At 37.7% G+C, this 25,933-nt stretch carries 21 protein-coding genes and 2 pseudogenes; 6 read left to right on the top strand and 17 right to left on the bottom strand.

Features of this window, described 5'->3' with window-relative positions:
* Nucleotides 1-262: 262 nt before the first annotated feature.
* Nucleotides 263-1,837, bottom strand: coding sequence for a glutathione ABC transporter substrate-binding protein (locus tag BUB45_RS16285; RefSeq protein ID WP_073012159.1), 1,575 nt, complete (start codon nucleotides 1,835-1,837; stop codon nucleotides 263-265).
* A 425-nt stretch (nucleotides 1,838-2,262) separates the two neighbouring features.
* On the opposite strand from BUB45_RS16285, the gene BUB45_RS16280 reads away from it, so the two are divergent.
* On the top strand, nucleotides 2,263-3,684 hold the full coding sequence (locus tag BUB45_RS16280; RefSeq protein ID WP_073012156.1) for a carbon starvation CstA family protein: 1,422 nt from the start codon (nucleotides 2,263-2,265) through the stop codon (nucleotides 3,682-3,684).
* Nucleotides 3,685-3,784: 100 nt separating this feature from the next.
* Here BUB45_RS16280 and BUB45_RS16275 read toward each other — a convergent pair whose 3' ends face one another.
* From BUB45_RS16275 to BUB45_RS16255, 5 genes are all read right to left on the bottom strand, one after another.
* Nucleotides 3,785-4,237: a DUF1801 domain-containing protein gene (locus BUB45_RS16275; protein ID WP_073012153.1), complete on the bottom strand. Its 453-nt coding sequence runs from the start codon at nucleotides 4,235-4,237 to the stop codon at nucleotides 3,785-3,787.
* Nucleotides 4,238-4,395: 158 nt separating this feature from the next.
* On the bottom strand, nucleotides 4,396-4,746 hold the full coding sequence (locus BUB45_RS16270; protein ID WP_073012149.1) for a hypothetical protein: 351 nt from the start codon (nucleotides 4,744-4,746) through the stop codon (nucleotides 4,396-4,398).
* A gap of 2 nt (nucleotides 4,747-4,748) precedes the next feature.
* Complete coding sequence (locus tag BUB45_RS16265; protein WP_073012146.1) at nucleotides 4,749-5,366, bottom strand: ABC-2 transporter permease; 618 nt, start codon at nucleotides 5,364-5,366, stop codon at nucleotides 4,749-4,751.
* Nucleotides 5,350-6,225: an ABC transporter ATP-binding protein gene (locus BUB45_RS16260; RefSeq protein ID WP_073012143.1), complete on the bottom strand. Its 876-nt coding sequence runs from the start codon at nucleotides 6,223-6,225 to the stop codon at nucleotides 5,350-5,352. The genes BUB45_RS16265 and BUB45_RS16260 overlap by 17 nt, the downstream gene beginning before the upstream one ends.
* A 2-nt stretch (nucleotides 6,226-6,227) precedes the next feature.
* Nucleotides 6,228-6,602 (bottom strand): GntR family transcriptional regulator, encoded by a 375-nt coding sequence (locus BUB45_RS16255; protein WP_073012140.1) that lies wholly within the window; start codon nucleotides 6,600-6,602, stop codon nucleotides 6,228-6,230.
* A gap of 519 nt (nucleotides 6,603-7,121) precedes the next feature.
* Between BUB45_RS16255 and BUB45_RS16250 the strand changes: the two genes are divergently transcribed.
* Nucleotides 7,122-7,922 (top strand): ETX/MTX2 family pore-forming toxin, encoded by an 801-nt coding sequence (locus BUB45_RS16250; protein ID WP_073012136.1) that lies wholly within the window; start codon nucleotides 7,122-7,124, stop codon nucleotides 7,920-7,922.
* Between the two features lie 615 nt (nucleotides 7,923-8,537).
* Here BUB45_RS16250 and BUB45_RS16245 read toward each other — a convergent pair.
* Nucleotides 8,538-9,113: a TetR/AcrR family transcriptional regulator gene (locus BUB45_RS16245; RefSeq protein WP_073012133.1), complete on the bottom strand. Its 576-nt coding sequence runs from the start codon at nucleotides 9,111-9,113 to the stop codon at nucleotides 8,538-8,540.
* Between the two features lie 566 nt (nucleotides 9,114-9,679).
* On the opposite strand from BUB45_RS16245, the gene BUB45_RS16240 reads away from it, so the two are divergent.
* Together BUB45_RS16240 and BUB45_RS16235 are read left to right on the top strand one after the other, a co-directional pair.
* Complete coding sequence (locus BUB45_RS16240; protein WP_084723760.1) at nucleotides 9,680-11,665, top strand: efflux RND transporter permease subunit; 1,986 nt, start codon at nucleotides 9,680-9,682, stop codon at nucleotides 11,663-11,665.
* Between the two features lie 4 nt (nucleotides 11,666-11,669).
* On the top strand, nucleotides 11,670-13,568 hold the full coding sequence (locus BUB45_RS16235) for a YhgE/Pip domain-containing protein (protein WP_244527755.1): 1,899 nt from the start codon (nucleotides 11,670-11,672) through the stop codon (nucleotides 13,566-13,568).
* A 125-nt stretch (nucleotides 13,569-13,693) separates the two neighbouring features.
* Here BUB45_RS16235 and BUB45_RS16230 read toward each other — a convergent pair whose 3' ends face one another.
* Complete coding sequence (locus tag BUB45_RS16230; protein WP_073012130.1) at nucleotides 13,694-15,175, bottom strand: glycine betaine uptake BCCT transporter; 1,482 nt, start codon at nucleotides 15,173-15,175, stop codon at nucleotides 13,694-13,696.
* 379 nt (nucleotides 15,176-15,554) lie between these two features.
* Here BUB45_RS16230 and BUB45_RS16225 point away from each other — a divergent pair, with 379 nt between their 5' ends.
* Complete coding sequence (locus BUB45_RS16225; RefSeq protein ID WP_073012127.1) at nucleotides 15,555-16,178, top strand: hypothetical protein; 624 nt, start codon at nucleotides 15,555-15,557, stop codon at nucleotides 16,176-16,178.
* An 85-nt stretch (nucleotides 16,179-16,263) separates the two neighbouring features.
* Here BUB45_RS16225 and BUB45_RS16220 read toward each other — a convergent pair whose 3' ends face one another.
* From BUB45_RS16220 to BUB45_RS16190, 7 genes and pseudogenes are all read right to left on the bottom strand, one after another.
* The gene (locus BUB45_RS16220) at nucleotides 16,264-17,619 is read right to left on the bottom strand and encodes an alanine/glycine:cation symporter family protein (RefSeq protein ID WP_073012124.1); all 1,356 of its coding nucleotides are present in this window, start codon (nucleotides 17,617-17,619) and stop codon (nucleotides 16,264-16,266) included.
* Nucleotides 17,620-17,980: 361 nt separating this feature from the next.
* Nucleotides 17,981-18,571, bottom strand: a complete 591-nt coding sequence (locus BUB45_RS16215) for a hypothetical protein (protein WP_073012121.1) — start codon at nucleotides 18,569-18,571, stop codon at nucleotides 17,981-17,983.
* 12 nt (nucleotides 18,572-18,583) lie between these two features.
* Nucleotides 18,584-19,981: pseudogene (locus BUB45_RS16210) on the bottom strand (sodium:solute symporter family protein).
* A 53-nt stretch (nucleotides 19,982-20,034) separates the two neighbouring features.
* The gene (locus tag BUB45_RS16205) at nucleotides 20,035-20,271 is read right to left on the bottom strand and encodes a hypothetical protein (RefSeq protein ID WP_073012118.1); all 237 of its coding nucleotides are present in this window, start codon (nucleotides 20,269-20,271) and stop codon (nucleotides 20,035-20,037) included.
* 39 nt (nucleotides 20,272-20,310) lie between these two features.
* The gene (locus tag BUB45_RS16200; RefSeq protein ID WP_073012115.1) at nucleotides 20,311-21,276 is read right to left on the bottom strand and encodes an ornithine cyclodeaminase family protein; all 966 of its coding nucleotides are present in this window, start codon (nucleotides 21,274-21,276) and stop codon (nucleotides 20,311-20,313) included.
* Between the two features lie 623 nt (nucleotides 21,277-21,899).
* A complete protein-coding gene (locus BUB45_RS16195; protein ID WP_073012112.1) occupies nucleotides 21,900-23,066 on the bottom strand; it encodes an NAD(P)/FAD-dependent oxidoreductase in 1,167 nt (388 codons plus the stop codon).
* Between the two features lie 399 nt (nucleotides 23,067-23,465).
* A pseudogene (locus BUB45_RS16190) lies at nucleotides 23,466-23,546 on the bottom strand (RNA-guided endonuclease InsQ/TnpB family protein); the annotation flags it as partial.
* A 76-nt stretch (nucleotides 23,547-23,622) separates the two neighbouring features.
* Between BUB45_RS16190 and BUB45_RS19410 the strand changes: the two are divergent.
* Nucleotides 23,623-25,193 (top strand): IS3 family transposase gene (locus BUB45_RS19410; RefSeq protein ID WP_139300190.1). Its coding sequence is split into 2 segments (ribosomal slippage): nucleotides 23,623-24,286 and nucleotides 24,286-25,193, totalling 1,572 coding nucleotides; the frame shifts between segments, so codons are not numbered across the junction.
* Between the two features lie 93 nt (nucleotides 25,194-25,286).
* On the opposite strand, the gene BUB45_RS16175 is transcribed toward BUB45_RS19410, so the two are convergent.
* Nucleotides 25,287-25,580, bottom strand: a complete 294-nt coding sequence (locus tag BUB45_RS16175; protein WP_139300189.1) for a DUF6985 domain-containing protein — start codon at nucleotides 25,578-25,580, stop codon at nucleotides 25,287-25,289.
* A 151-nt stretch (nucleotides 25,581-25,731) separates the two neighbouring features.
* The coding region (locus BUB45_RS20260) for a hypothetical protein (RefSeq protein ID WP_212590785.1) at nucleotides 25,732-25,933 on the bottom strand (202 nt) is incomplete at its 5' end.

Genomic DNA, 25,933 nt, shown 5'->3' with positions numbered 1-25,933 from the left:
TTATGACTAAAGACCTCTTACGAAAAAGGGGCTCTGGTGCTATTACGTACGCGTAGACTTATTAAGATTACAAGTGGAAGCTTACAGCACCTTATATCCGGACAAAAAATAATTTAACAATCGGATAAGACTACCATATATACCTCTTTCGTTTATTATCATAAAGCTCAATTTCATTTAAAAGCATATTTTTATAGTGATTACTTCGTGTTTCACATTAGCATGATATGCGCCCTCATTGATAATCAATAATTCATTGCCACTACTCTTTTTCCACATCTCGTAAAAATGGGAAACTGCTTGGATATTGATAAAATCCCGCTACTTCTTCACGTAAACCAGCCAAGAGAACCGAATGGTATAAAGGAACAATTGTAGCTTCGTCCATGATTATTTGCTGCGCTTCTTTATAAAGTTGCAAGCGATCCTGTTCATTAGATGTTTGTCTTGCCTTTTCTAATAATTCATCTACTCGTTCGTTGTTAAAAAAAGACCTATTGCCAGCGGCACCTGCATTTTGAGAATGAAACATTGGATATAAACCATAATCTGCATCAAGAGTCACTGTACCCCAGCTGCCGATAAACATATCGAAGCTTCCATTTGCTGTTACTTCCAAATATGCTCCCACCTCAGCCATTTCAATATTCACATCAATACCTATTTTCTCTAGCTGCACTTGAATATATTCTGCTACATCAGAAGTCGTACGGTCATATGCTAAAATGGTTGCGCTAAACCCCTCTTCATAGCCGGCTTCCTTCAATAACTTTCTTGCCTTATCAAGATTATAATCGATTGCTTCCAAGCTATCACTATAGCCAACAACTGTTGGTGCCAAAGGGCCATTTGCCACTAATGGTACGCCTGAAAACACACCGTCTATCAGCTCTTGTTTATCAATTGCCATTGCTATCGCTTGTCTAACGTTACTATCTTGAAAAGGTTCTTTATTATTATTCATACCTAGATAAGACATACTTGCACTTTCTGTCTCATGAACAACTGTTTCTTCATTATTATTAATTTGTTCCACATCATTCGGATTAACAGGATAAATAATATCAGCTTCCCCAGTTCTTAGCTCAGCAATTCGTGCTGCATCTTCTGGAACTGTTTTAAAGGTCACTTGATCAACTTTTGCTCTTTTTCCCCAGTAAGCATCATTTTTCACAAGGGATACATACTCCCCATTCACTCGCTCATCATACTTAAAGTACCCTGTACCCACTGGATGCTCATTAATATACGTAAATGGATCTCCTCCATCTTCCATTTGTTGATAATCTTTTTTTATTGCTTCTAAACTGATAATATGTCCACCTGGATGAGCTAAGTGTGATGGTAACGCAGCAAAAGGGAATTTCGTTTTAATTTGCACGGTATAATCATCCACTACACTCACAGAATCAATCATATCAAATAAAAACGCTAATGGTGAACCTACATCTGGATCACGAACCCTATCCAAATTCGCCTTTACAACTTCTGCATTGAATTCACTACCATCATGAAATGTAACATCTTTTCTAAGCTTAGCTTCCCAAACTAGTTCATCTACCTGTTCCAAACTTTCAGCTAAGGCAGGTTCTATTTCCAACTCTTTATTCATAGCAACAAGTGTATCATACATAGCATTCATCACATATAGCGATGTACCATCATTAGCTGCATGCGGGTCAAGTGAAACAGGATCTGCGGACAGGTCGACGGTTAAACGCTTCTTGCTTTCATTTTGCTCGGATGTTCCTTCTTGTTCACCACTTTCTCCTCCTGCACATGCTACTAAAGAAAATAGAATAATTACAGCTAAAAAAGCAAATAATGTTCTTTTCATGATGTCTCCTCCTCAATCGTATTGTTATATTATTATCACAAAAAAATTAACATTTCAATAATTATGTTTGAAATCTCCTTTTGCATCATTCTGCTAGATAAAAAATACATTTACCTCCATAAACCCAGTTAATTACTAACGAACAACTGTATGATCGTTTTCGGATAGATTGTCCTTGCATTGTTACTTTTATTATTTTAGCTAGTTTATAAAGGTATGTCATAAAACGACAGCGTTTTCATCCATGGTGAATGGATGGTATGCCAGTTTTTCTAATGGCACTTACCATTCAGTTGGATAAAACCCTAAAAACACGTTATATTATAGTCGAATATTGTCTCAAAATGCTTTCATCTTTCCTTATAAATAGGTATACTAGTATTTGGTAAACGCTTTCAACAAGATGATATCAAAGGGGGATATACATGATTACATTTATTGTATCTATTATTTTACTAATTGTAGCTTATTTTACGTATGGCAAATTTATTGATAAGTTATTTGGGCCGAATAATGAAAAGAGTACACCTGCCTACGCTAAGCAAGATGGGGTAGACTACGTCCCAATGAATAAGCATAAAAATGCAATGATTCAATTGCTTAATATTGCTGGTACTGGGCCCATCTTCGGGCCTATTATGGGTGCTTTATTCGGACCGGTTGCTTTTCTCTGGATTGTACTTGGATCGATTTTTGCTGGAGCCGTTCATGATTATTTAACAGGGATGATTTCTATACGAAACAAAGGGGCACATATTCCTGAATTAGCGGGGAGATTTTTAGGCAAAGCGTCCAGACATATTGTAAACGCCTTCTCTCTATTATTGTTAATTTTAGTTGGAACTGTTTTCGTTACGACACCAGCGTCACTAATTGATATATTGTTAGATGAAAAGATTGCCTTTTCTATTATCTTAGGATCTATCTTCCTTTATTTCTTTCTATCAACGATATTACCAATTGATAAAATAATTGGTCGAATTTATCCTGTACTAGGCGCTATTCTCTTATTTGGAACAATAGCGATTGGTATTTCGTTATTATTCTCAGATTACAAGATACCAGAGTTACACCTTACCAATATGCATCCGGATAACTTACCGGTAATTCCATTGTTATTCTTTACGATTACTTGTGGTGCACTATCCGGATTTCACGCGACACAATCACCGATTATCTCAAGAACAACACAAAAGGAATCGCAAGGACGTTATATTTTTTATGGCATGATGATTGCTGAAGCTATCATTGCCATGATCTGGGCTGCTGCTGCTATGAGCCTTTTTGATGGACAAACCTTAAGCGGTATTATTGCAGAAGGTACTGCATCTGCTGCAGTAAATGAAATCGCGATCACATTGTTAGGTGCGGTTGCGGGAACAATTGCTGTACTTGGAGCAATTGTTTTACCAATCACCTCTGGAGACACTGCATTTCGTGCCGCACGTTCCATTATTGCAGATTATTTAAATATTGGGCAGAAAAAAGTGTTTAACCGGTTGTCCATCGCTATTCCTTTATTCGTTATTTCATATATTTTAACGAAAATCGATTTTAATATTTTATGGCGTTATTTTTCATGGGCTAACCAAGCAACAGCAGTTATTGCTTTATGGATAGCTACGATGTATTTATTTATGAAAGGAAAAAATTACTTCGTATCGATGGTGCCAGCTATTTTCATGAGTTATATGGTATTTGTGTATATTTTAAATGCGCAAATCGGTTTCCGACTTGATTTGAATGTTTCCTTTATTGTCGGTGCTGTGTTAACCGTTATGCTTACGTTCCTATTCTTTAAAAAAGCACAAACAAACAAAGCAAACCAATTAAAAGTAGATATGTAAATGATGAAGCGTGCTGATACAAATGCGTTTTCATATTGGCACGCTTCTGTTTTTCTCCTATTGGAAATAACTATCAGCCTTTCTCGTTTTATTGCCCACTTTACATCTGACTATTTCCTTCATACAAATGAATCCAATCCGCTACGGACATTTTCGAAACAAGCTCTCCAATTAACTGATAGGGAATTTTTTTAGGATTGATAAATCGAATACAGCTTTTACCCATATTTAATTTCGTATCCATATGATTTGGATACTCGCCTTTAAACCAGGCTAACCATTCTTGATCTGCATAAATCCCCATATGGTATACGGCCAAATGATTTTTTTGTGCTGCAATACTAATAAATGGTAGTGGTGTGTCTTTTTTGCAATGATAGCCGTCAGGGTAAATATATAGAGGTACTACATAGGATGGCATACCATACTGCATAACTAACTCAAATCCATCAGGGATCTTTTGGTCGATCGTTTTTTTCAATTCTACAAAGGCATCTTTCCATTTATCTTCTACATTATTTATATAATGGCTAACTTCATTTGTGTAATCCATTGATTTCCACCCTTCGTTATGACTATCCAATCCAGCGAACTAAAAAAGTACTTACTTCTTTGAAACATGAACTTAATACAGTATCAATAGATACGAAACCTGATATGCATGACAAACACGCTTCCTTACAATCCATTTAGCCGTTAAAAACAATACGCTCACCAATCGTCTTCAGCAGGAGGAGAATACGTTGCATGAATGGTATGGTTTTTGCGAACATACTTGTTCATAAGACATGTCCCACCATGCAAAATGAAAGCTATTCCCCATACAACTGTAACATAATTCAATTCCTCTCTTTGATGTATATGGAATGTTTCAACTAACCAATAAAATTCCGAAACAGCCCATTTTCCATAATCATTTAAATTGAAAATTACCCAAACGTTAGATTCAGCAAATAATTGGAATAATACTTGAAAAAGGAGAAAGATTAAAAAATGAATGTACCAACCGAATCGTTTAAGAAATTGGATTATTTTTTCTTTTCCCCACTTTCTTCCATCCATCTTTATATAATCTCCTTTTTCTTATAAATCATGAGCGATAGAAGCCATGATAGTAAATATAAACATATGGCGAATAAACTTAACCCAAACAGCATTCCATCACTCCATAAAGGCATTTTCGTTGTGGAATCCATCATTTTGCTAGCTATATCACTTAGCACATATATCCCTATTACTACAGAGCCAACATATAAAATAAACCAAAGTAAAATTCTATTACTCTGGGCAAACCCATATAAACATGGGAAAAATAAAGCACTGCAAATAATTACTAGAGCAAAGCCTCCAACGATGTGCTGCCAGGCAAGCTGCTCCCAACCTCCTTTTATAATCACACTTATCACTATAAATACACCACTCGTTATCATCGTATTGATAAGAAGAACGATATAGCGGGCACTGACCAATTCGTTACGCGTAAACGGCAAAGCGTTCCATAATTTATGTCCATTCGCATGTTCATCAAAATAAAAAACATATACCGTTACAATAGCACTTAATAATGCGATAATGAATTCTGAATCATGTTTACCTAATAAGACATAAAAAGCAAGCATTGCAAAATAGATGAACCAACCAAATTTATGGACGATAAGGTCTTTTTTAATGAGTTGAACCACTTGATTTCCCCCCTCGCGAATAATACATAATTTCTTCTAAATTTGCCTTTTCAATTACCGCTTCCCTACCAAATAACTTCACCACTGTTTCGTAATCTGAGGTTAAAGCTTCAAACCCACTATTCGATCGTTTGATAGATAGAAAATATTGTTCTGTATCACGGTCCAACAGTTCTAGCCCACCGCGCACAATAGCAAATTTTTCTTCCAATTGATGTACATCTTTAGAAAAGATGATCTCCCCTTTGTCGATAAATGTGATGTAGTCTGCAAGCGAAGATAAATCACTCATTATATGTGTAGCCATAAAGATCGTCTTGTTCTCATCCAACATGACGTCATGTAAGTGCTCAATCAATTCGCGACGAAAAACAGGATCCAAATTCGTTGTCGGTTCATCCATGATGATGAGTTCAGCATGATGCGACAACGCGATGGCAAGTGATGCTTTCATCTTCATCCCATCTGAAAACAACTTTATCGGTTGCTTAAGGGGGAGGGCAAAGCGATCGCAATATTGCTGAAATGAACTGTCATCCCAATTTTGATAAGAAGGCGCTATCAGATTTTTCATGTCCCGTAAAGTCAAATCTTCATAAAAGAGGCTATCATTAAACACAAAGCCAATTTTTTCTTTAATCGCTTTTTCGTTCTGTTGATGTTCCAATCCAAACACCCGAACCACTCCAGCATCTGGTTGGATTAAATTTAAAATCATCTTCATAATCGTCGATTTTCCAGCACCATTTCCACCGACAAATCCTGTAACAAAGCCTTTTTTCACCTGCATGGACAAATCTTTGAGTTGAAACGCACCTAAAGACTTATGTACATTTTGTAATTCAATTGCATGTTCCATGTTTATCTCTCCTCATATAAGATCGTCAACCACTCTTTAATATCTTGTAGCGACAAACCAAGCTCTTTACTATTGGCAATCACTTCTACTAATTTGTCTTCAATCGTTGCTAATTTCTTTTCTTTGATGATGTCTGGGTTTTGCTCCGCAATAAAGGAACCTTTGCCTGTAATTGAATAAATAAACCCTTCTTTTTCTAATTCTTCATAGGCTCGCTTTGTAGTAATAACACTAATATGCAAATCCTTCGCAAGCTGGCGCATTGATGGAAGAGCATCACCCTCCCTTAATTCGCTTGATAATATTTTTTCTTTCACTTGATGTTTAATCTGCTGGTAAATAGGTTCTTTTGAACTGTTTGAAATTAAAATTTGCATTATTTTTCACTCCTATGCCTTCTTCATCTTCCTACGAAGAACATATACACATTATATACAATATACACTTTATACACAACTAAATCTTAAAGCATGAAAGATAAAACTCCACTTGTGATTCTACTTTAGGAAAGTATATATGTTTAAAGGTTCATAATATAAGGAAATTTACAGGTTTATCCATATGGCTTGTCGACAAAACAAGTTTTTATAAAGAATAACAACGTGCATTCTCATAGTGCAAGCCATCGTTTGCTAAATGGGCTCTTAAACGCACCGCTCCAAGTTCATTTGAGTGTTTATGAGTGAAATATATCTAACTAGTTTTTTATGACTGAACCCTATTTCTAAAGATACCATTCATTCACACAATCTTTTTTGCAAAAAACACATATTTTAGATTAGAGAAACAAATAAATTCTAGTGTTACGTTAAGTAAATAACTGTAGCTATTCTATAGGGTACGTTTCTTTTTATTCTTTTATCTGCAGAATAGTTTGTAAAGAAAGGAGTTTTTTGGTGGCTATTTATAATTTAAATGATGCGATAATAGGAGCTGCGTCGGAGTGGGGATTGGTGGATCTGTATATCTTATTGGAGAACAATGTCATATTAACAGAGGCACAGCTTGATTTACCAGATAATCGAATTATTTCAACTAAACCAGGAAGAACTATCATTGCCAAGAAAGAAATAACCAATACAACGGATCGCCCTACACAGCAACAAATTGTTGTATTTGAAAGGAAAACAGAAAATACTTTTAGTACGAAGACAACGGAAGGATTTGAGTATGGTGTACAGATTGATGTCAAAGCAAATATAGACGTTGTATTTACGCAACTAGATACCACGATTTCTACAAGTTTTAAATATAATACTTCAACCGAAAAGACACAAGAAACGACAGAAACAATTACCTGGAGAGAGGAAATACCAGTAATTGTTCCACCACGAACAAGAACTATTATTGAATTTGATATCACTCTCGGCGATTTTGATCAAGTAGTTACTTTTGCACAATCTTTAGAAGGTACATTGAGATTTACCAAGCTGTTTTCAGGCCAGAGAATAACAGCAACGTTAACTCAACAGAATAGCAACGGAGATACCATTGCTAACATCATGAAGCAAAAATATGGTATACCGATTACAATCATAGATGATAAAGTATTGTTGGATGGGGATGTGCGGTTAAGTGGTTCACTCGGTATTTTATCCAATACCACGATTACCAACCAACCGTTACCTGGAAATCCATTACCAAAAACCGTTGAAACAATTCCTGGGCAGCAAGCATCACGAGCAGTGTTCTTTTAAACCTCCAAACCATAATTATCCATCAGAGTAATACATTCCTCTGATGGATAATATTGTACAGCATATGAGTTTTTTTAGCACACACTATCAATTTAACCAAAAATTAAAAGCAAGTAATCGTATTAGAATTCCAAACGACTAGAAAACTACAACAATCTACCTTCGTATAATAGTGACTTCTTCATTCAAGAACATTCACCGTCGGAATGGATATTGGTACTTAACTCGTCATCTTATCCTAGGACAAGGCGCAAGTATTCTTTTAGCAACGTAGAGAGTGAAACGAATCAACGAAAGTTTTAGGAATCACGCTCCTGCAACAGGAGTATGCCGGCGCCCTCCCGTAAGCCAGTCTTTAGGCGGCCTTCCTATTTAGAACGAACAGATGATGACTTAGCTTAAGGCAATGGAGTGAAGTCGCCTAGTTGCTGGGCGCTGGAGCCGGGCGTGGCTATATAATTAGTTAGTTTATCGACAGCTGCAAAATGTTATAATTTCCTAGACTATAAAAAAACCATCGCAATAGCTAGCCGAAAAATGCGATGGTTTGGTTGCTTTCAATCATTAAATTTTTCCAATACGTCATTTCGTTCATAATTATTTTTTCACTTCTGTTCATCCACTTCCTTCTATCCCTCTGGTTCCATTATTAGCAATGTTATTAATAATTTCAGCAATCTGCTGGGGCGGCTTATCCATGTTATTCACTAACCAATGTTTTATTACATGAATACTACCACTAACGATGAAGGTGCTAATATATTCTGATTTGGATTTCCCCATTTTATTTTCGGTCAACCAATTTTTTATTAGGAAGTTTCTTGCCACATTCATTAATTTGCTTTCAAACGATGTATTCTCACTTTCATTCAGAAGTGTATGACAAATCTTATAATTTGTCGCGACATACTCTAACAACTTCTCCGTTGTTTGTAAGGCCTTCTGTCTTTCAGCAAAATTTTGCTCGTTCAAATACGTATTCAAACCTTTTATAATTTCTTCTTCTATATTCATCAATAAATCATATGGATCTTTGTAATGCGCATAAAACGTAGAACGATTAACATCTGCATGCTTACAAAGTTCCTTTACTGTAATTGCTGAAAGATGCTTTGTTTTTAACAATGTAATTAAGCTATCCTTCAACACCATTCTTGTATACTTTATTCGACGGTCCACTTTTTCAATCATACAATGTCACACTTTCTTTTAGAATACTTGGCTTTTCGTTAAGTTTAATGCTGCAATTTTAATTATACTATAAACCGTAAAACCTTTTATATAGTACAAAAATTTACTGAGAACAAAGCACGGGCATCCGTTTATCAGTAGATAGTGGAACAAATTAACGGAGATACAGATGGCACGAACGATCATAGGACAATGAAATGACGTCGCCTCGTTGGTGAGTGATGGAGTCGGACTGGATGCCCAATTATTACTATGTATACCAAAAGACTTCATACTCACCTATACCATTAGACATACTTATCCTTTCGTCAATTTTGATTGGGATAAAACGACGTCGTTTTGCTTATACGCTAAAGCGTAAAAGTTTTCTGCTTTCCTATAGTGAAAAATGATGGATTTCCCGTACAAGTTAGTAAACTGTTTGTTGTTTAACCAACAGTGTGTATAATATAATAATAGAGGCTTTCAATTATATACGCAAGGGATGGTGAACACCGATTGATTGGATAACAAAAATTATCAGACATAAAAAAGCCGTCGTTATCACGTTTATTACACTAGCTATCATGAGTGCACTTGCACAATTTACAGTTTCCATAAATTATAGCATGGTTGATTATCTGCCAAAAGACTCCCCTTCAACCATTGCCATGGAAACAATGGAAGAAGAATTTGATGGTGCTGTAGCTAATACACGCGTCATGATGAAGGATATAGAAATTCAAGAAGCCTTCGAATTCAAGCAAGATTTAAAAGCAATAGATGGTGTTTCCGAAGTTACGTGGCTAGATGATGCAATTGATACGAAAACACCGATTGAAATGGCGGATAAAGATACGGTTGATTCCTATTATACAGATGGAAATGCGTTATTTTCTTTCCATATTGAAGAAGGAAAAGAAGTGGAAACGACCGATGAAATTTATGAATTAATTGGGAAAGAGAATGCTATGGCTGGAGAAGCCTTGGATACAGCAACCTCACAAAAAATGACGGGGAAAGAAACAATGTATGCGGCCGCATTACTCATACCAATTATTATCATTATTCTTATTCTATCGACAAGATCCTGGGCAGAACCCGTTTTTTTCCTAACCGCAATCGGCGTTTCTGTCATTATTAACTTAGGAACCAATATATTTATTGGGGAAATATCTTTTATCACCCAATCCGTTGCCCCTATATTGCAGTTAGCGGTTTCGCTTGATTATGCGATATTTTTACTGCATAGCTTTGGGGATTATCGTAAGCAAACAGACACACCGGCTCAAGCTATGAAACTGGCGATGAAACGCTCGTTCCCAGCAATTGCAGCGAGTGCTTCCACTACATTTTTTGGCTTTATCGCCTTAACCTTTATGGACTTCGAAATTGGAGCAGATCTAGGTCTTAATTTGGTGAAAGGAATTGCCCTTAGCTTTATTAGTGTTATGGTATTTCTCCCTGCTTTAACGTTGATGTTCTACCATTGGATTGATAAAACCGAGCACAAACAATTACTACCAAGTATACGAAATGTTGAAAAAACATTAATCAAATTTCGTGTACCAGCACTAATTGTTTTATTAATCTTCATTGTGCCAGCCTTCTTAGGTCAAAGCCAAACCAATTTTTTATATGGCATTGGCGAACAACCTGAAGCGTCAAGAGCATATAACGACGAAGCAGCTATTGAAGAAGTATTTGGAAAACATACACCGATGGTTTTACTACTTCCAAAAGGCGATATCGCAAAAGAAGAGCATTTTGTGCAAGAACTGAAAAATTTTCCAGAGGTAAAAAGCACTGTATCTTATGTGGATGCGATTGGCCCGGCAATACCCCCTGACTACTTAGGTGAATCCGTAACAGAACCATTCTTTTCTGAGAATTACAGTCGAATCATCGTTAATACGACCGTAGATACGGAAGGGGAGGCAACGTTTAGTTTTATTAATGAAATTCAATCACTTACCTCGGATTACTATGAAGACGATTACCACATATTAGGGGAAAGCGTCACCTTATATGATATGAAGCACGTAGTTAAAAAGGATAATACAGTGGTTAACCTGTTAACTGTAATAGCCATTGCTATTGTGCTACTCATTACTTTCCGGTCGCTCTCTTTTCCGGTTGTTTTATTAGTCACAATTCAATCAGCTGTCTGGATCAATTTATCAATTCCCTATTTCACAAATACGCCACTCGTTTATGTGGGATATTTGATTATCAGTACCGTACAACTCGCAGCGACAGTAGACTATGCTATTCTTTTAACAGAAGCGTATAAAGAAAATCGCAAAGAAATGCATACATTACCAGCCATGAAGAAAACAATAGATGAGAAAATATTTTCCATCGGTGTATCTGCTTCGATTTTATCTAGTGTAGGATTTATTCTATGGCTGACCTCGTCCAACCAAATTGTTGCTTCTATCGGACTTTTATTAGGAAGAGGTGCGTTGCTCGCATTCATCATGGTCGTGTTAGTATTACCTGCACTGCTAAGCCTACTAGACCGCGTTATTGAAAAAACAACATGGAAAGCAAACTTTTACAAAGGGGAGTGATACGATGCGCCTATTAAAAAAAGCTGGTTTATCGTCGAAGACTAATGGTAAAACCCATGGCTTGACTTCTACCTTTCCAATTGTGAAGAAAATAAGTCTACTGCTGTTCATTTTTATGCTTGTAGTGGCGTTTCTTCCTTCTGCCGTTTTAGCAAATGATGATCCAGCAGAAAAAGAATCAAAAAGTTCTACAGACAAAGGCGAATACGAGACAAAAGATGAAGTCATTTACGGTAATATGCGAGCCAATGGGCAACTGGAAGAAATGTATGTTGTCAATACATTTCAAGTAACGAAGCCCGGCAAAATAATTGATTATGGAGCGTACAGTTCTGTCCGTAACTTGACAAACTTACTAGATATAGATAAAAACGGCAACAAAATCCAATTTCAAGCCGAGGAAGAGAAGGAATTTTATTACCAAGGAAATATGCCAAACAAACCACTTCCTTGGGATATTTCGATCACCTATATCCTGGATGGTAAGGAAATACACGCCGAGGAATTAGCAGGTAAAAGTGGTGCGCTAGAAATACAAATTTCCACTTCCAGGAATGAGGACGTAGATCCAGAATTTTTTAACAATTATTTATTACAAATTGCCGTAACGCTAGATCCAACAAAGTTTGATAATATTCAAGCTCCAGAAGGAACAAAAGCAAATGCAGGTGAAAATAAACAAGTCAATTTTACCGTCATGCCAGAACAGGAAGAAGATTTTATTATTTCAACCGACGTGTCTGAGTTTGAAATGGATCCCATCGAAATAAATGCAGCACCCTATTCCATGTCCATCGAGAGCCCTGATACAAGTGGTGTCACTGGGGAAATGCAGGAACTAGCACATGCAATACGTGACATACATGCAGGTGTTGGTGATTTAAAAACAGGCGTTTCGGAGCTAAATAAAGGTGCACAAGGAATTCGTGATGGTTCCACAGATTACAAAAACGGCATAAATGAATTAAACCAGTCATCTGATGAATTAGTAAGCGGTTCTGCATCTATTAAAGAGGCATTACACACCATGAACCAAACGGTACAACAAAGTACGAGTAATATAGATCTCAGCGCTATTCAAGCGTTACCAGCCCATTTACGAGAAATTGCAAATGGATTGGAAGAATCGACAAAAGCTACGGATAATCTGAAACAGAATTATCATCAAGCAAAAGGTCAATTAGATAAAGCAATGCATGCCATTCCGTCCGATGGAATTACTGAAGCGCAAATAAACGAATTAAAAAATAGCAACGCCGACCAAGAGGTTATTGACCAATTAATAAATACGTATCGGGCAGCAAACGTCGCTAAAGAAACCTATAACCAAGTAACAAGTGCATTCGACGGCGTAACTGTAGCATTGGAACAATCCTCTAGCGCAACAACGGAGATGGCAAAAAACTTAAAGCAAATGGCTACGGAGATGGAGCAAACATTGAAGTCCATGAATCAACTGGACATGATGGAGCAAATTCAAGAAGGGGTTGCAACATTTAATGATGAATACGAAACATTTCATAATGGATTAGTGGACTACACAAATGGCGTAGAGGAATTAGCTACTTCCTATCAAGATTTGGATACCGGTATACAAGAGTTAGCAAAAGGAACGAGAAGCACAAGTAATGGCATCGGTGATTTATATGCCGGTACAAAAGAGCTACGAGAAGCTACGAGTAATTTACCAGGTCAAATCGAACAAGAAACCGAGGAAATGATGGAAGAATATGATAACTCCGACTACAAACCAAGCTCTTTCATTTCCGACAAAAATGAACAGGTAGAAGTCGTACAGTTTGTCCTGCAAACAGAAAGCATTGAAATCCCAGAGCAAGAAGCACCTGAACAAACAGAAGAAGAAAAAGGCATCTGGGAACGCTTTTTAGATTTGTTTCGATAAAGGGAGGAATAGCCTGCTTGTTTTATGACTACAAGCAGGCTTATTCTACTATAGGAAAATATTTTATAAATGAAACGTTGGTCATCATCATGGTGATAGCGAAGTTTTTTAGAATAAAATTTTTTCTACTGATTTCTTCCTTTGTCTTTCCTTAGTGCTTTATAAAAAGAAACAATCATCAATAGCATAATAAACGAAAATGGCAAGGCGGCGGAAATAAGTGCATTCTGCAATGCTTGTAAACCACCCGTATATAACAATACAGCAGCTATAGAAGATTGTGCAATTCCCCAAGCAAACTTTACTGCTGTCGGTGGTGTCATCGATCCATTCGTTGTCTGCATCGCTAAAACAAAGGTTGCGGAATCAGCAGACGTAATAAAAAAGGTGCTAATAAGCAAAATGCCGAGTAATGACAAAATCATACTTAAAGGCATTTGGTCAAACAACCCAAATAAAGCTTGTTCATCCGGAAGTGCTGCTATATTAGCACCCTTATTCTGTGCATCCATCCCTGAGACACCGAATGCTGAAAACCAAAGAAAGCCGACTACTGAAGGTACAATTAACACACCTGACACAAACTCTCTAATGGTTCGCCCTCTAGATACTCTAGCAATAAAGATTCCAACAAATGGCGCCCAAGCAATCCACCATGCCCAAAAAAATACCGTCCAGTTCATAACCCATGCTCGCTCTTCTTCATTATGCGGAGATAGACGAAAACTTTCAGAAGGCAATTGCTGTATATATAAGCCAATCGTGTCTGTAAACGAATTAAAAATATATAATGTCGGTCCAAGAATTAAAGTTGCCAAAAACAGTACTGCTCCCAATCCCATATTCGCATTACTTAAGTAACGTATCCCTTTACTTAAGCCAGTATACGTGGATATCATAAATAAAACAGTCACAATCAAAATAATTATAAATTGCACCGAAAATGAAATTGGGATATCGAATAAATAAGCAATACCACCATTGATTTGCGTAGCACCAAACCCAAGTGTCGTAGCTACTCCCACAACCGTAGCAAAAACAGCAATTATATCCACCGTTTTTCCTAAAGGCCCTGTCATTTTATCACCAAACAACGATTCCAGCGACGAACTTATTAACCCTGGCTTTTCATGACGAAACATAAAGTAAGCGAGCACTAAACCAATTAATGCATAAATTGCCCATGCATGAATACCATAGTGAAAAAAAGTAACACGAAGCGCATCTTCAAAAGCCTCTCTAGTACCAGGCTCTGCCATCGGGGGAGTTTTCATATAATGAGAAACAGGTGAGGCAACACCATAAAACACAAGCCCAATCCCCATTCCCGCACTAAAAAGCATGGCGAACCAAGACAGATAACTGAATTCCGGTTTTTCACCAACTTTACCAAGCGTTATTTTTCCATATTTACTAAACACAAGGTAAACGCAAAACACCACAAACAGTGTTACAATTAATAAATAGTACCACCCAAAATGATTCGATATAAAGCGCATAACCATGCTTGAAATTTGTTCAAACTTATCTGGCAGGACTGCTCCCAATACAGACAACGCAGCAGTAATCGCTAACGTAACCCAAAAAACAAGCGTTACTTTTTTCATAAGCTAAGACCTCCTAAGGAAAATCATGCATGCAACTAGATGTTAGTTTTTCTTATCCCACGCTATTCTATACTTGGAGATCCTGTTCTTCACCTTCTATTTATAAAATCTTCCTTTTTAGCTACTTTCATCTAATCTCCTCTCAAATTTCAAGCCAAACTCATAAATAGTAGAATTATAATACACTACTGCTTTATTATTGATATAAGGTGTAGCCAGCCACTCGTGGATAATTGTGAACTTCAGCGACTTCATTGTGAACTTCGAATAACTATCTTGTAAACTTCAGCGAATTCCCATAAAACTCAAGCGAATTTATGCTGAACTTCAGCGATTTAACAAAATTATACATTCCTATATTGGAATAAAAGTGGCCGGAGTGGAGGGTGAGCGCATTTTTGACGAACATGAGCGATTTCCGCGCAAGGACGAGCGAGTTACTGATGAACATGAGCGAATTTCTCACGAGGGCGAGCGAGTTTTTGATGAACATGAGCGATTTCCGCGCAAGGACGAGCGAGTTACTGATGAACATGAGCGAATTTTGCGCGAGGGCGAGCGCATTTTTGACGAACATGAGCGATTTTTGCGCGAGGGCGAGCGAGTTTCCGATGAACATGAGCGATTTCCGGCAAGGGCGAGCGAGTTACTGATGAACATGAGCGATTTCCGCGCGAGGGCGAGCGAGTTACTGACGAGCATGAGCGGATTTCGCACGAGGGAGAGCGAGTTACTGACGAGCATGAGCGGATTTCGCACGAGGGCGAGCGAGTTTTTGATGAACATGAGCGATTTCCGCGCAAGGGCGAGCGCATTTTTGACGAGCATGAGCGATTTCCGCGCGAGGACGAGCGAATTTCCGATGAACATGAGCGATTTTTGCACGAGGGCGAGCGAGTTACTGATGAGCATGAGCGAATTTCGCACGAGGGCGAGCGAGTTACTGATGAACATGAGCGGATTTCCGCGCAAGGGCGAGCGAGTTTCCGATGAACTAGTGTAAAAAAATTGCATTTTGTTGTTAGACCTCTATCTAACAACAAAATGCAATGTAACTTGTATGCAATAATTTTTTGGTAGATAAGCAACTACGAAGCTACTTTCTGCTTTTCTTCTTTGGCCTTTTTCTGGAAACGTTTGGTTTCGTAAATAATTACCCCTGATAAACCGAGTAAACCAATTAAGTTCGGTGCAGCCATTAAGCCATTCAACACATCGGCGAGCATCCAGACTACATCAAGGGTAGCGGTGGCACCAACAAAAATGAAAAGAACGAAAACTGTACGATAGGCTCTTACTGCCATAGGATTTTTGAATAAGTATTGGAAGCATTTTTCTCCATAATATCCCCATCCCAAAATTGTCGAGGTAGCAAAAAACAATAATCCAATTGTAATAATATACGGGCCTGCTCCGCCAAGTAAAGTCTCAAAAGCTGTAGACGTCAACACACCTGCTTCAATGGAACCATTTCGCCAATCACCAGACATGACAATAGTGATTCCCGTAATGGAACAAACGATAAATGTATCAATCAGAACTTGCGTCATGGAAACGAGCGCTTGTCTGCCAGGTAAGTCCGTTTTAGCTGCTGCAGCAGCTATAGGAGCAGATCCTAAACCTGCTTCATTGGAAAATAAACCGCGGGCAATTCCAAATCGTATCGCTGCACCAATAGCTCCACCCGTTGCAGCCTCCCCTGTAAACGCAAATGTAAAAATCGTTCCAAGTGCTTCTGGTACAAGATTAATATTCATTATCATAACTATAATTCCAGCCAGAATATAAAATAATGCCATAATTGGCACAAAAAATGCAGTTACCCGTCCAATCCATTTAATACCACCTAAAATAACCATACCAGCAAAGATAACTAGCACAATACCAGTGACCCAAAACGGAACAGAAAATGTATCATGCATTAAATCTGCAATAGCTTTAGACTGTGTTCCATTACCAATCCCAAAAGCTGCAAGAGAACCAAATACTGCAAACAGAACACCGAGCCATTTCTGTTTTAATCCGTGTTCCAAATAATACATTGGACCACCAGCCATATTTCCATTCGCATCTTTCACACGATACTTTACAGCTAAAATTGCCTCACCATACTTCGTCGCCATGCCAAAAAATCCAGCTAACCACATCCAAAAGATAGCACCAGGTCCACCCATCACAACCGCCGTGGCTACCCCAACAATATTTCCTGTACCAACCGTTGCAGCCGAAGCAGTCATTAATGCCTGAAAGTGGGAAATATCTCCCTCTGAATCTTTATCCTGACTTCTGGAAAATGCAAGCTTTAGCGCATAAGGTAACGAACGCACTTGCAAAGCACCAAGTCTAATTGTTAAATAAATTCCAGTACCTACTAGCAGTACAAGTAATGGTATTCCCCATATAATACTGCTCATTTGACTTAAAAATTCTTCAATTTGCGCCATAAGCATCCCCTTCTTTTTATTTGTACTACAACAAGTAAACGCATCTCTTCCTTATACCTTTTCAAAGAGTTGTACTTTTTACCTATTATTCTAAGTAAACCGAAAATTCAGCATGATGTCAAGATTGACTTTTTGTGAAATGTGATTATTTTAGACAAGCATCTACTATAAACTACAAAATTCCACACGTACTACAGTGGAAAAAATGGTCTCCCTTTTTCTTAGAAAGACACAATTATTACCATACATTTCTACACTCGTTGTAGTTGATCGTAATTATTTTGGCAAACGAGAGTAGCAAGTTAATTAAAATCTAGTAAAAAAATGCCCCCCTTATAGAAAAGCTCCACTTATTTTTAATCTATTTTACTTTTAACCACCTATTTGTTTCCCATTGACTGCTTAAATACTTTTCAGATTCTCCAGTATTTGCATTTAAAAACAAGGGATTAGAGACACAGTCGCTATCTATATCAATTTTCCATAAAGGTAAATACACCAATGAATAATGAATAATTTTATGTTTAGGTTTTTTCAAAATATAAGAACGGTTAATTTGCGTCCTTTGTACATCCTTTATATATTTTTCCACTTCATATGCTGCTTTAATTTTTGGGCTTATTACTTTACTTTCATCTACAAAACGTCTCGATATGCGCATATCGCTAGTTAATAACCCTCTATAGCCTGATACAGCATCAATAAAGCAGTTTACGGAAGATTGTTTAGGGGGAAACGGCTTTCTATCTGCAATGACTAACATTTTCGCTAACCACATAGGGTGGAAAATTAACCCTTTATTATTTGTATTCGCTTGCAAAAATGCGATGGTGACATCCTTCTTTAACTTAGTAGCTACATGGATTGATTTATAAATATAGGAATACAGCTGCTTATTATCAATGAATTCGTTATCACCAATAATATGTATTTCTTTTTTACTCAGATTCATAAAAACACCTCATCAAACAGTCTTTTTACTTTCATTTTCTGTATGGTATTGATTCACTTGGTTTTGAATTTCGGCGGATGGTGGTTGAGTAACATAACTAACCACGATTAAAAGAATGAGTGATACAGGGGCTGCAATGATTGGTTCTGATACCAATGCGAAAGGTTTTGTTAGGACAAGTATAAGAAATGTGACTGCACCACCAAGCATACCAGCCAGTGCACCTGCTTTGTTTGCTCTGTTCCACCAAATACCTAAAACGAGTGGGAAACCAAATGCTGATAACAAGAAACCGCCAACCCAGCCCACCATGATCGCAATTAATTGGGGTGGATTTATCGCTATGACAATACCGATAATACTCGCAACAATCATAACGACGAACCCGATTTTAGTGACCGTTTTTTCAGACGCTTCTTTATTGATATACTCCTTATAAATATCGTGCGCAACACCAGCTGAAATGGCTAAAAGCATTGCATCCGCTGAAGACATAATAGCAGCAAGCAAACCTGCAAGCATCATACCAGCTAAAATAGGGGACATATAATTCTCAATGACAGAGACAAAGATCATATCCTGATTGTCCAGAGAATCCGCTATACCAAGACTAGCACCACCTGCAGCAACTATAAATCCAAATATAAAAATGAATAGATATAAAAGACAAGCCCACATAGCCGATCTTCGTGCTGTTTTTGCATCACGTGAAGAAAAATTGCGCATTACCGCTGATGGTGAAACAATGCCAAACCATAGGAAGGCTAAAAATAAACCAAAATAGGACATCCATGGTTGTGTAATATCCCCAAAATTTGGTGTAACGGCTAAGGCATCTTGTATTAACGTTGAAAAGCCATTATGTTGGAAAAGAATAATGCATGACAGTACAAGCATTCCGATCAGCATCACAGAACCTTGGATAAGATCGGTATACGTTATTGCCTACATGCCTCCTAATGCGGCATAAATGGTAAAGCCAATTCCTAGAAGAATTACAGCTGTTTTATAATCCACTCCTAATACGTAAGATCCAATGAAGCCTGATGCTGTAAGCTGTGGAACCATGTAAAACGTCATCCCAATGACAACGATAAACACTGCTACAATCTGCACTGCTCTTCCGTACCGTTGTTTAAAAAATTCCGGTAATGTATTCACTCCTGAACGTCTAATTTGTCCAGACACTAAAAAGAGCGTAAATGGTAAAATAGCGACTGCTCCAAATCCGTAGGCAAACAGAAATGGAACACCGAGAGCAACACCTGAACCAACAGCGCCCATTAATGAACTGGAGCTAGCTAATGCTGCAAACAAGGCAAAAGCACCAACAAAAGTATTAATACTTTTGCCTGCTGTCCAGTAATCATTTTCGGACGAGTGAGCACGTTTAGCAAAATAGATGCCCATGAACGTCATTAAAATGAGATATACAGCCAATATAACAGCTTCAAGAATTTGCATTACTTCTTCCTCCTTTCATCGTCATTTTCCTTACGTTCTTTTTTCTCTATCCAGACCACATAAATGACCGCTAATATAAACCACATGATATAGCTTAAAAACATGAGCCAACCCGCTAAGGAAATTCCCATAAAGTACGTATCTGTCGGCCACCATATTAAAACGACCGCTACACAGCAAAGTAATATTGCTACTAAAATAATTCCTGGATCTAACCATCGCGATTTAGCCTGCATTCGCTCTCCCCCCTTTCAACCAAAGTTGAATTTTTTCCTTTACATATCCAGTTTTATACCAATATTGTTTTCTATTGACTTTTGATACATGAAATGAGCAACAACTACATCAAACAAAGCCATTCCGGTTGATTTAAATAAGACTGTTTTCGCTTTTTCTCGATTTAGCTGAACTCCGCTTGTAGTATGCTGCGACATGAAAGTAATGGACTCGTGTTTTATCAACCCCTGATCAATTGGCATAGCTAAATCACCAGATTCCGTTATGGCATGCTCTGTATCAACAAATACTTTATCCGCTAAACGATACAATGATGTGGGGAACTCTCTCATGGTTGGTTGGAACGAGCCAATACCAATAAATAATTTATTTTTCAACAAGTGTGGATCGTCTGGGAGAACTGGTTCTTTAGATGTCGTTGCCGTTATAACAATATCCGCTTTAGCAATAGCTTCCTCTGCTGAAGACACCGGGTGAATTTGCACTTCTTGTCCAATCCACTCTATGAGAGAATGGCGAAATGACGCTATTTTTTTGTGGGATCGATTATAGAGATATATGTGCTTTATCTCCCGTTCTGTACATGCAGCAACGGCTTGATAGAAAGCTTGTGTTCCAGTACCGATAATTGCCAACGATGTGTCTCCTTTACGCGCAAGATGTCTAACCGCAGAACCTCCTATGGCGCCGGTACGCATGCCCGTTAGATAAGAACCATTTAAAACTGCTTTTATTTCTCCTGTCTCCTTACAATGCAGCACAACCAACCCGTGAATGGTTGGACATGTTTGGTTATTTGGGAATACCGTAACAAGTTTGGTAGCGATTACATTACTTGTGAAACATGGCATGAACAAAAGTGTATTAGCATTGTCTTCTATATGCATACGTTCTGGAGCTAAAAACTCACCAGATTCATAGATATGATACGCATGATCAATAGCATCTATTACCTCTTTCATCGACACAGACTGTTTTATATCCTTTTCACTTAGAAACAACATGTTTTCTTCCTCCTTTAAAGTACAGATTTAGAAAAACTTGGCTTGTCACCAAGTCCTTATGGCGAAAGGCGTAGTTTTTCTTATACTATAAACCTTTAAACTTTTATACTTTCCTATAGTGGAACAAATATTTGGTGCTCCCGTTTAGCAACGTAGCGAGTGGAAAGCATCAACTAGAGATAAAGAAATTTATGCCGCTAAAACAGGGGAAGACTGGCGGCAAGCCCGTTTTTAGTCGGGCTTTCTCTTGGCAATGAACCGTCTTATCCTAGAGTGATTTCGTAAAGTAGCTTAGTTGCTGGGTGTTGGAGCCGGTCGTAGCTCATTCGGTTAGGTTATTATACACAAGCCCCTAATTATACGCTTGCTTGCCTTCTAAAAAATTCGACTTAAAACAGTGCGTTGTGGAAAAAACCGTAAATTGTAGCGTTCTTTCTTATCGTGCAGAAAGACTTCACTTTGTATTTGCTTTAACGTACTTTCGAAAGAAGTCTCGATCATCACATATAAACGAGCTCCGAGCGTTAGACATTTACCCAAAGTAACGCTCAGGGAGAAAAAAGATTACTTTCATCGTACAAATGAGAAGCTCCCACTTCAAGCTATGCTAAGTGGCGAATAATTCACACTATCCCCCCTTCCACAATGAGTTCATTGCTAGCAAATCGTTCAAATCGTAGCGGACTTAAATCTAACGTTTCATATTTTCCAGTGCGGATTAACTCTGATAAACCTTTTCCGACTCCTGGAGCTTGCTGCATGCCGTGACCACTAAATCCACATGCCATGTAATAACCATTGAGTTGTGGATGTTCACCAATGATAGCGTTCTGATCTTTTATATTATGGCTATATAACCCAGCCCATCCACGTTTGATTTTAGCGCGTTCAAAGTTGGCTATTCTTTTCGCTAACACTGGCCATAGCTGTTCTTCAAAAAATGACCGCTGCCAACTAAATTCAATGCCAGGCCTTACTTTTTCGGAATAACCTGTAATTAAAGAACTACCTTCATGGCGAAAATAGACACCACTTGGATCAATGGTGAGCGGCAACTCTTTTTTAAGCGGATCGGCGATGTTGAATTGAATAATTTGCCGTTTCAAAGGGACAATTGGTAAGGGCATACCAGCTTTTTCACTTAATTCTGCCGCCCAGGGACCGGCGCAATTAATTACGACTGGCGCTTTATAACTATCACCGTTTTTTAATATGACTCCCCGCACCCTACCCCTTTCTTTGATAATCGTATCAACTTCCTCATATACATACCTTCCTCCCAGTTGCTTTGCTTTTCGTACGTATCCTTGCATTACAGAATACGGGTCCAAATAACCGTCCTCACTACAATAAAGTCCGCCTCGCAAATCATCCGTATGTAACTCAGGGATAATGGAGCACAATTCTTCCTTCATAAGTAACTCAGCAGGGACGCCATGTTTCCGTTGTAATTGGTGCTGCTTCCTAAATGATTCTATGTTTTCCTTGTTAGCCAAAAATAAATACCCTCGCTGCTTAAAGTCTATATTAGCTAACCCCCCATCCACAGCCATATCTTCCGGAAAGGTTTTGTATTTTTGCAGTCCGTATCGGCTCAGCTGAATATTGACACTTGTAGTAAACAGTTGCCTAAAGCCGCCTGCACTTCTAGGTGTGGAAGCAAATGCATACGTGTTGTCTTTTTCAAAAATAGTAACCTCACCTTCAAATCCATCCTGTAAGAGATGATAGGCAATGCTTGAACCAATTACTCCACCACCGACAATAATCATATCCACTTGTTTTTTCAATAAATCACCTCAATTAGATATTAGTATCATCAATACAATTATTGCGCTACATAATGCTAATAGAATTACCTTTCATCCCAAAAAAGTTAAAGCATTAGGTAACGGTACCTATAAATTTTTCCTTTTAACTATAGCCTATTTTTCAATTTTCAGTCTATGTATAAAGTGAACAAAAAATGTTTTATTGTTTGAACACCTGAATTACTTTATAAATAAAGTGGATTTTTAATTAGATAAAGATTCTCTCAACCTCGGACGGTTAAATAGACAAAGGGATTTAGGTCTGTAATCTCTCATTTAGACTGTCCCAAATCGTGGGGGCTTCTTGGGTAATCGCCACTTTTGGTAGCTGACGAAATTGACCAAGCTAACCCTCTTGTTCCAAGAGTTTATATTTTATTAGGCGCTTGCCAATAAGCGAATACCTTCTTTCTTGATATTGAGTGCTGAATTGTAATCTCTATCAAGGTTTAGTCCGCAATCCATTGATATGCTCCCAATATGGTAGACAGAGAAATAATAAAAACTCTTTACTACGATATTGGGGGCATTTTCTATGTCTAAAAGAAGAAGTAAACATACGTTAGATGAAAGAATCGAGGCGGTATTACGTGTGATTGAGGGGATAGCGTCTGTCAGTACGATTGCTAAAGAATACGCTGTTGACCGTACTACGATTAACTCATGGGTGCGTAAATACGAAGCAGATGGGGTGGATGGTTTAAAGGAAGCGAGGACATGGAAGAAGTATTCCGGCGAACTGAAAAGGGAAGCTGTTGAATTTTATCTAAATGGAGAAGGCAGTCTGAGAATGACTTGTGAGAAGTTTAATATTTCATCTAATTCGGTTTTACGTCAATGGATAAACCAGTATACTAGTGGGAAAGAGATAAAATCTACTAGTAAAGGAAGAGAAACCATGACAAAAGGGCGTAAAACCACACTTCAAGAACGCATTGAAATTGTGCAATATACGATTGCGAACGAGCGCAATTATCATGAGGCGGCTAAAAAGTATAACGCTTCTTATCAACAAGTATATAGCTGGCTGCGTAAATATGAAAAAGATGGGAAACAGGGTCTTCAGGATCGTCGTGGAAAAACACTAGAAACAAAGGCTAGCTTTACCGAAGAGGAGAAATTACAACTTCGTATTAAAGAATTGGAACACCGTAATCAGTATTTAGAGGCGGAGAATGGCTTATTAAAAAAGTTGAAGGAAATCGAAAGGGGGATGGGACAGCGCGACTAGGTAAACATCTAGCTAAATTTCAAGCGATTCATGACTATCACAAGGAGACAACAATACCCATTCTATTACTCTGTGAAATTTTAGATGTATCCCGATCTGGATACTATAAATGGTTGAAACATGAACCTACAGAAGGACAAAGGGAAAATGAGTGGCTCATGAAAAAAGTGAAAGAGGAATTCAGAAAGTATAACGGTAACTTCGGCTATCGTCGAATAACCATGGTGATCAATCGCAAATATAAGAAACAATATGACGAGAAAAGAATTAGACGCTTAATGATTCAAATGGGCTTAAAATCGCATATTCGTCGCTCGAATGGCTATTCCACAAAGACAAGCTATATCAATATTGAAGAAAACATTTTGAATCGTGAATTTACTGGGGAGAATGCGAATGAGAAGTGGGTAACGGATATTACGCATATGACGTATGGCTTTGGTAACAAGGCTTATTTAAGTGCTATTAAAGATCTTTATGACGGTTCGATTGTCGCCTATCAGGTTGGGCGCTATAATGACAATCCTTTGGTTATGAACACGCTAAAAGAAGCTATAAAGGCAAATCCCGATGCAGCCCCTTTAATTCACAGCGATCGTGGTTCACAATACACATCAAAGGAATATCGTTATCTTACGGCAGAAGCTGGGATGAAACGCAGTATGTCACGTGTAGGTAATTGTATTGATAACGCACCAATTGAAAGCTTCTTTGGTCATTTTAAATGTGAAAGCTATGACTTAAAGAATTACAAGAACTTTGAGGAGCTAGAAAAAGATATTGATAAGTATATTACATTTTATAATGAGGAACGATACCAAAAGAGATTAAACAGCCTAGCACCATTAGAATACCGGCGCCAGACTGTGGCATAATTTTTTATTTTTTCACTGTCTACTTGACAGGGCGCAGATCAAATAATCCAGAAGTGCTATCTTTTATTTTTTGCCACTTATTTTTCTGTAAGTTTATAGAACTATATCTTGATATCCTACTTCTTCTACAACTTCATCTTCAATTTTTATACCCAATCCATCCTCAATATCCCAAGACACATCGCACAATAACCCCAATCTTCTCTTTCCATTCTTCCTTACTCTTCTTACAATTAATTCAGTAGGTTTCACTAATTCTGTTAAGCCAGTTAAAGAATCTATTTTAGGAGCAACTTTATTTGCTTGTGATTCATCTTCTAACATTTCTCTATATTCATCGACATTCTCACTATAGTACTCAAAGACTTCCTTTTCCGCCTCGCTCATCAACTAAGAACGTTTGTTCTTATCGTATCACAAAATAGAACTAATGTACGTGTTATTTTATGGAAAACAAAAAATACCACCTCCCCGTAACTTATTTCGATAATAGTTACTGGAGGTGGTTTAAAACATAACATTAATATATTGTTTTCAACTAATGCTTCCTAGATTTATTTTTATCAAATAAGTGCACAATGAATAATACGCCAAAAACTACAATAGGCCCCACAGTTAATAAATAAAGCCAATCTTTTTCAATTTCAAATATATTAACTAAGTATAATACCAAAAACACATATATAATTGTAGTCAATAATTTCATGATAGCAACTCCTAAAACGCAATATCTATCCATC

This window comes from Virgibacillus chiguensis (assembly GCF_900129865.1).
GTDB classification, from domain to species: domain Bacteria; phylum Bacillota; class Bacilli; order Bacillales; family Amphibacillaceae; genus Virgibacillus; species Virgibacillus chiguensis.
This window is presented reverse-complemented; position numbering and strand designations above follow the sequence as displayed.

What these genes read in the sequence shown, in the direction of transcription:
- BUB45_RS16285 (WP_073012159.1), bottom strand. Translation starts at nt 1,837, where the DNA reads ATGAAAAGAACATTATTTGCTTTTTTAGCTGTAATTATTCTATTTTCT.
- BUB45_RS16280 (WP_073012156.1), top strand. Translation starts at nt 2,263, where the DNA reads ATGATTACATTTATTGTATCTATTATTTTACTAATTGTAGCTTATTTT.
- BUB45_RS16275 (WP_073012153.1), bottom strand. Translation starts at nt 4,237, where the DNA reads ATGGATTACACAAATGAAGTTAGCCATTATATAAATAATGTAGAAGAT.
- BUB45_RS16270 (WP_073012149.1), bottom strand. Translation starts at nt 4,746, where the DNA reads ATGGATGGAAGAAAGTGGGGAAAAGAAAAAATAATCCAATTTCTTAAA.
- BUB45_RS16260 (WP_073012143.1), bottom strand. Translation starts at nt 6,225, where the DNA reads ATGGAACATGCAATTGAATTACAAAATGTACATAAGTCTTTAGGTGCG.
- BUB45_RS16255 (WP_073012140.1), bottom strand. Translation starts at nt 6,602, where the DNA reads ATGCAAATTTTAATTTCAAACAGTTCAAAAGAACCTATTTACCAGCAG.
- BUB45_RS16245 (WP_073012133.1), bottom strand. Translation starts at nt 9,113, where the DNA reads ATGATTGAAAAAGTGGACCGTCGAATAAAGTATACAAGAATGGTGTTG.
- BUB45_RS16240 (WP_084723760.1), top strand. Translation starts at nt 9,680, where the DNA reads ATGAGTGCACTTGCACAATTTACAGTTTCCATAAATTATAGCATGGTT.
- BUB45_RS16235 (WP_244527755.1), top strand. Translation starts at nt 11,670, where the DNA reads ATGCGCCTATTAAAAAAAGCTGGTTTATCGTCGAAGACTAATGGTAAA.
- BUB45_RS16230 (WP_073012130.1), bottom strand. Translation starts at nt 15,175, where the DNA reads ATGAAAAAAGTAACGCTTGTTTTTTGGGTTACGTTAGCGATTACTGCT.
- BUB45_RS16220 (WP_073012124.1), bottom strand. Translation starts at nt 17,619, where the DNA reads ATGGCGCAAATTGAAGAATTTTTAAGTCAAATGAGCAGTATTATATGG.
- BUB45_RS16215 (WP_073012121.1), bottom strand. Translation starts at nt 18,571, where the DNA reads ATGAATCTGAGTAAAAAAGAAATACATATTATTGGTGATAACGAATTC.
- BUB45_RS16205 (WP_073012118.1), bottom strand. Translation starts at nt 20,271, where the DNA reads ATGCAGGCTAAATCGCGATGGTTAGATCCAGGAATTATTTTAGTAGCA.
- BUB45_RS16200 (WP_073012115.1), bottom strand. Translation starts at nt 21,276, where the DNA reads ATGTTGTTTCTAAGTGAAAAGGATATAAAACAGTCTGTGTCGATGAAA.
- BUB45_RS16175 (WP_139300189.1), bottom strand. Translation starts at nt 25,580, where the DNA reads ATGAGCGAGGCGGAAAAGGAAGTCTTTGAGTACTATAGTGAGAATGTC.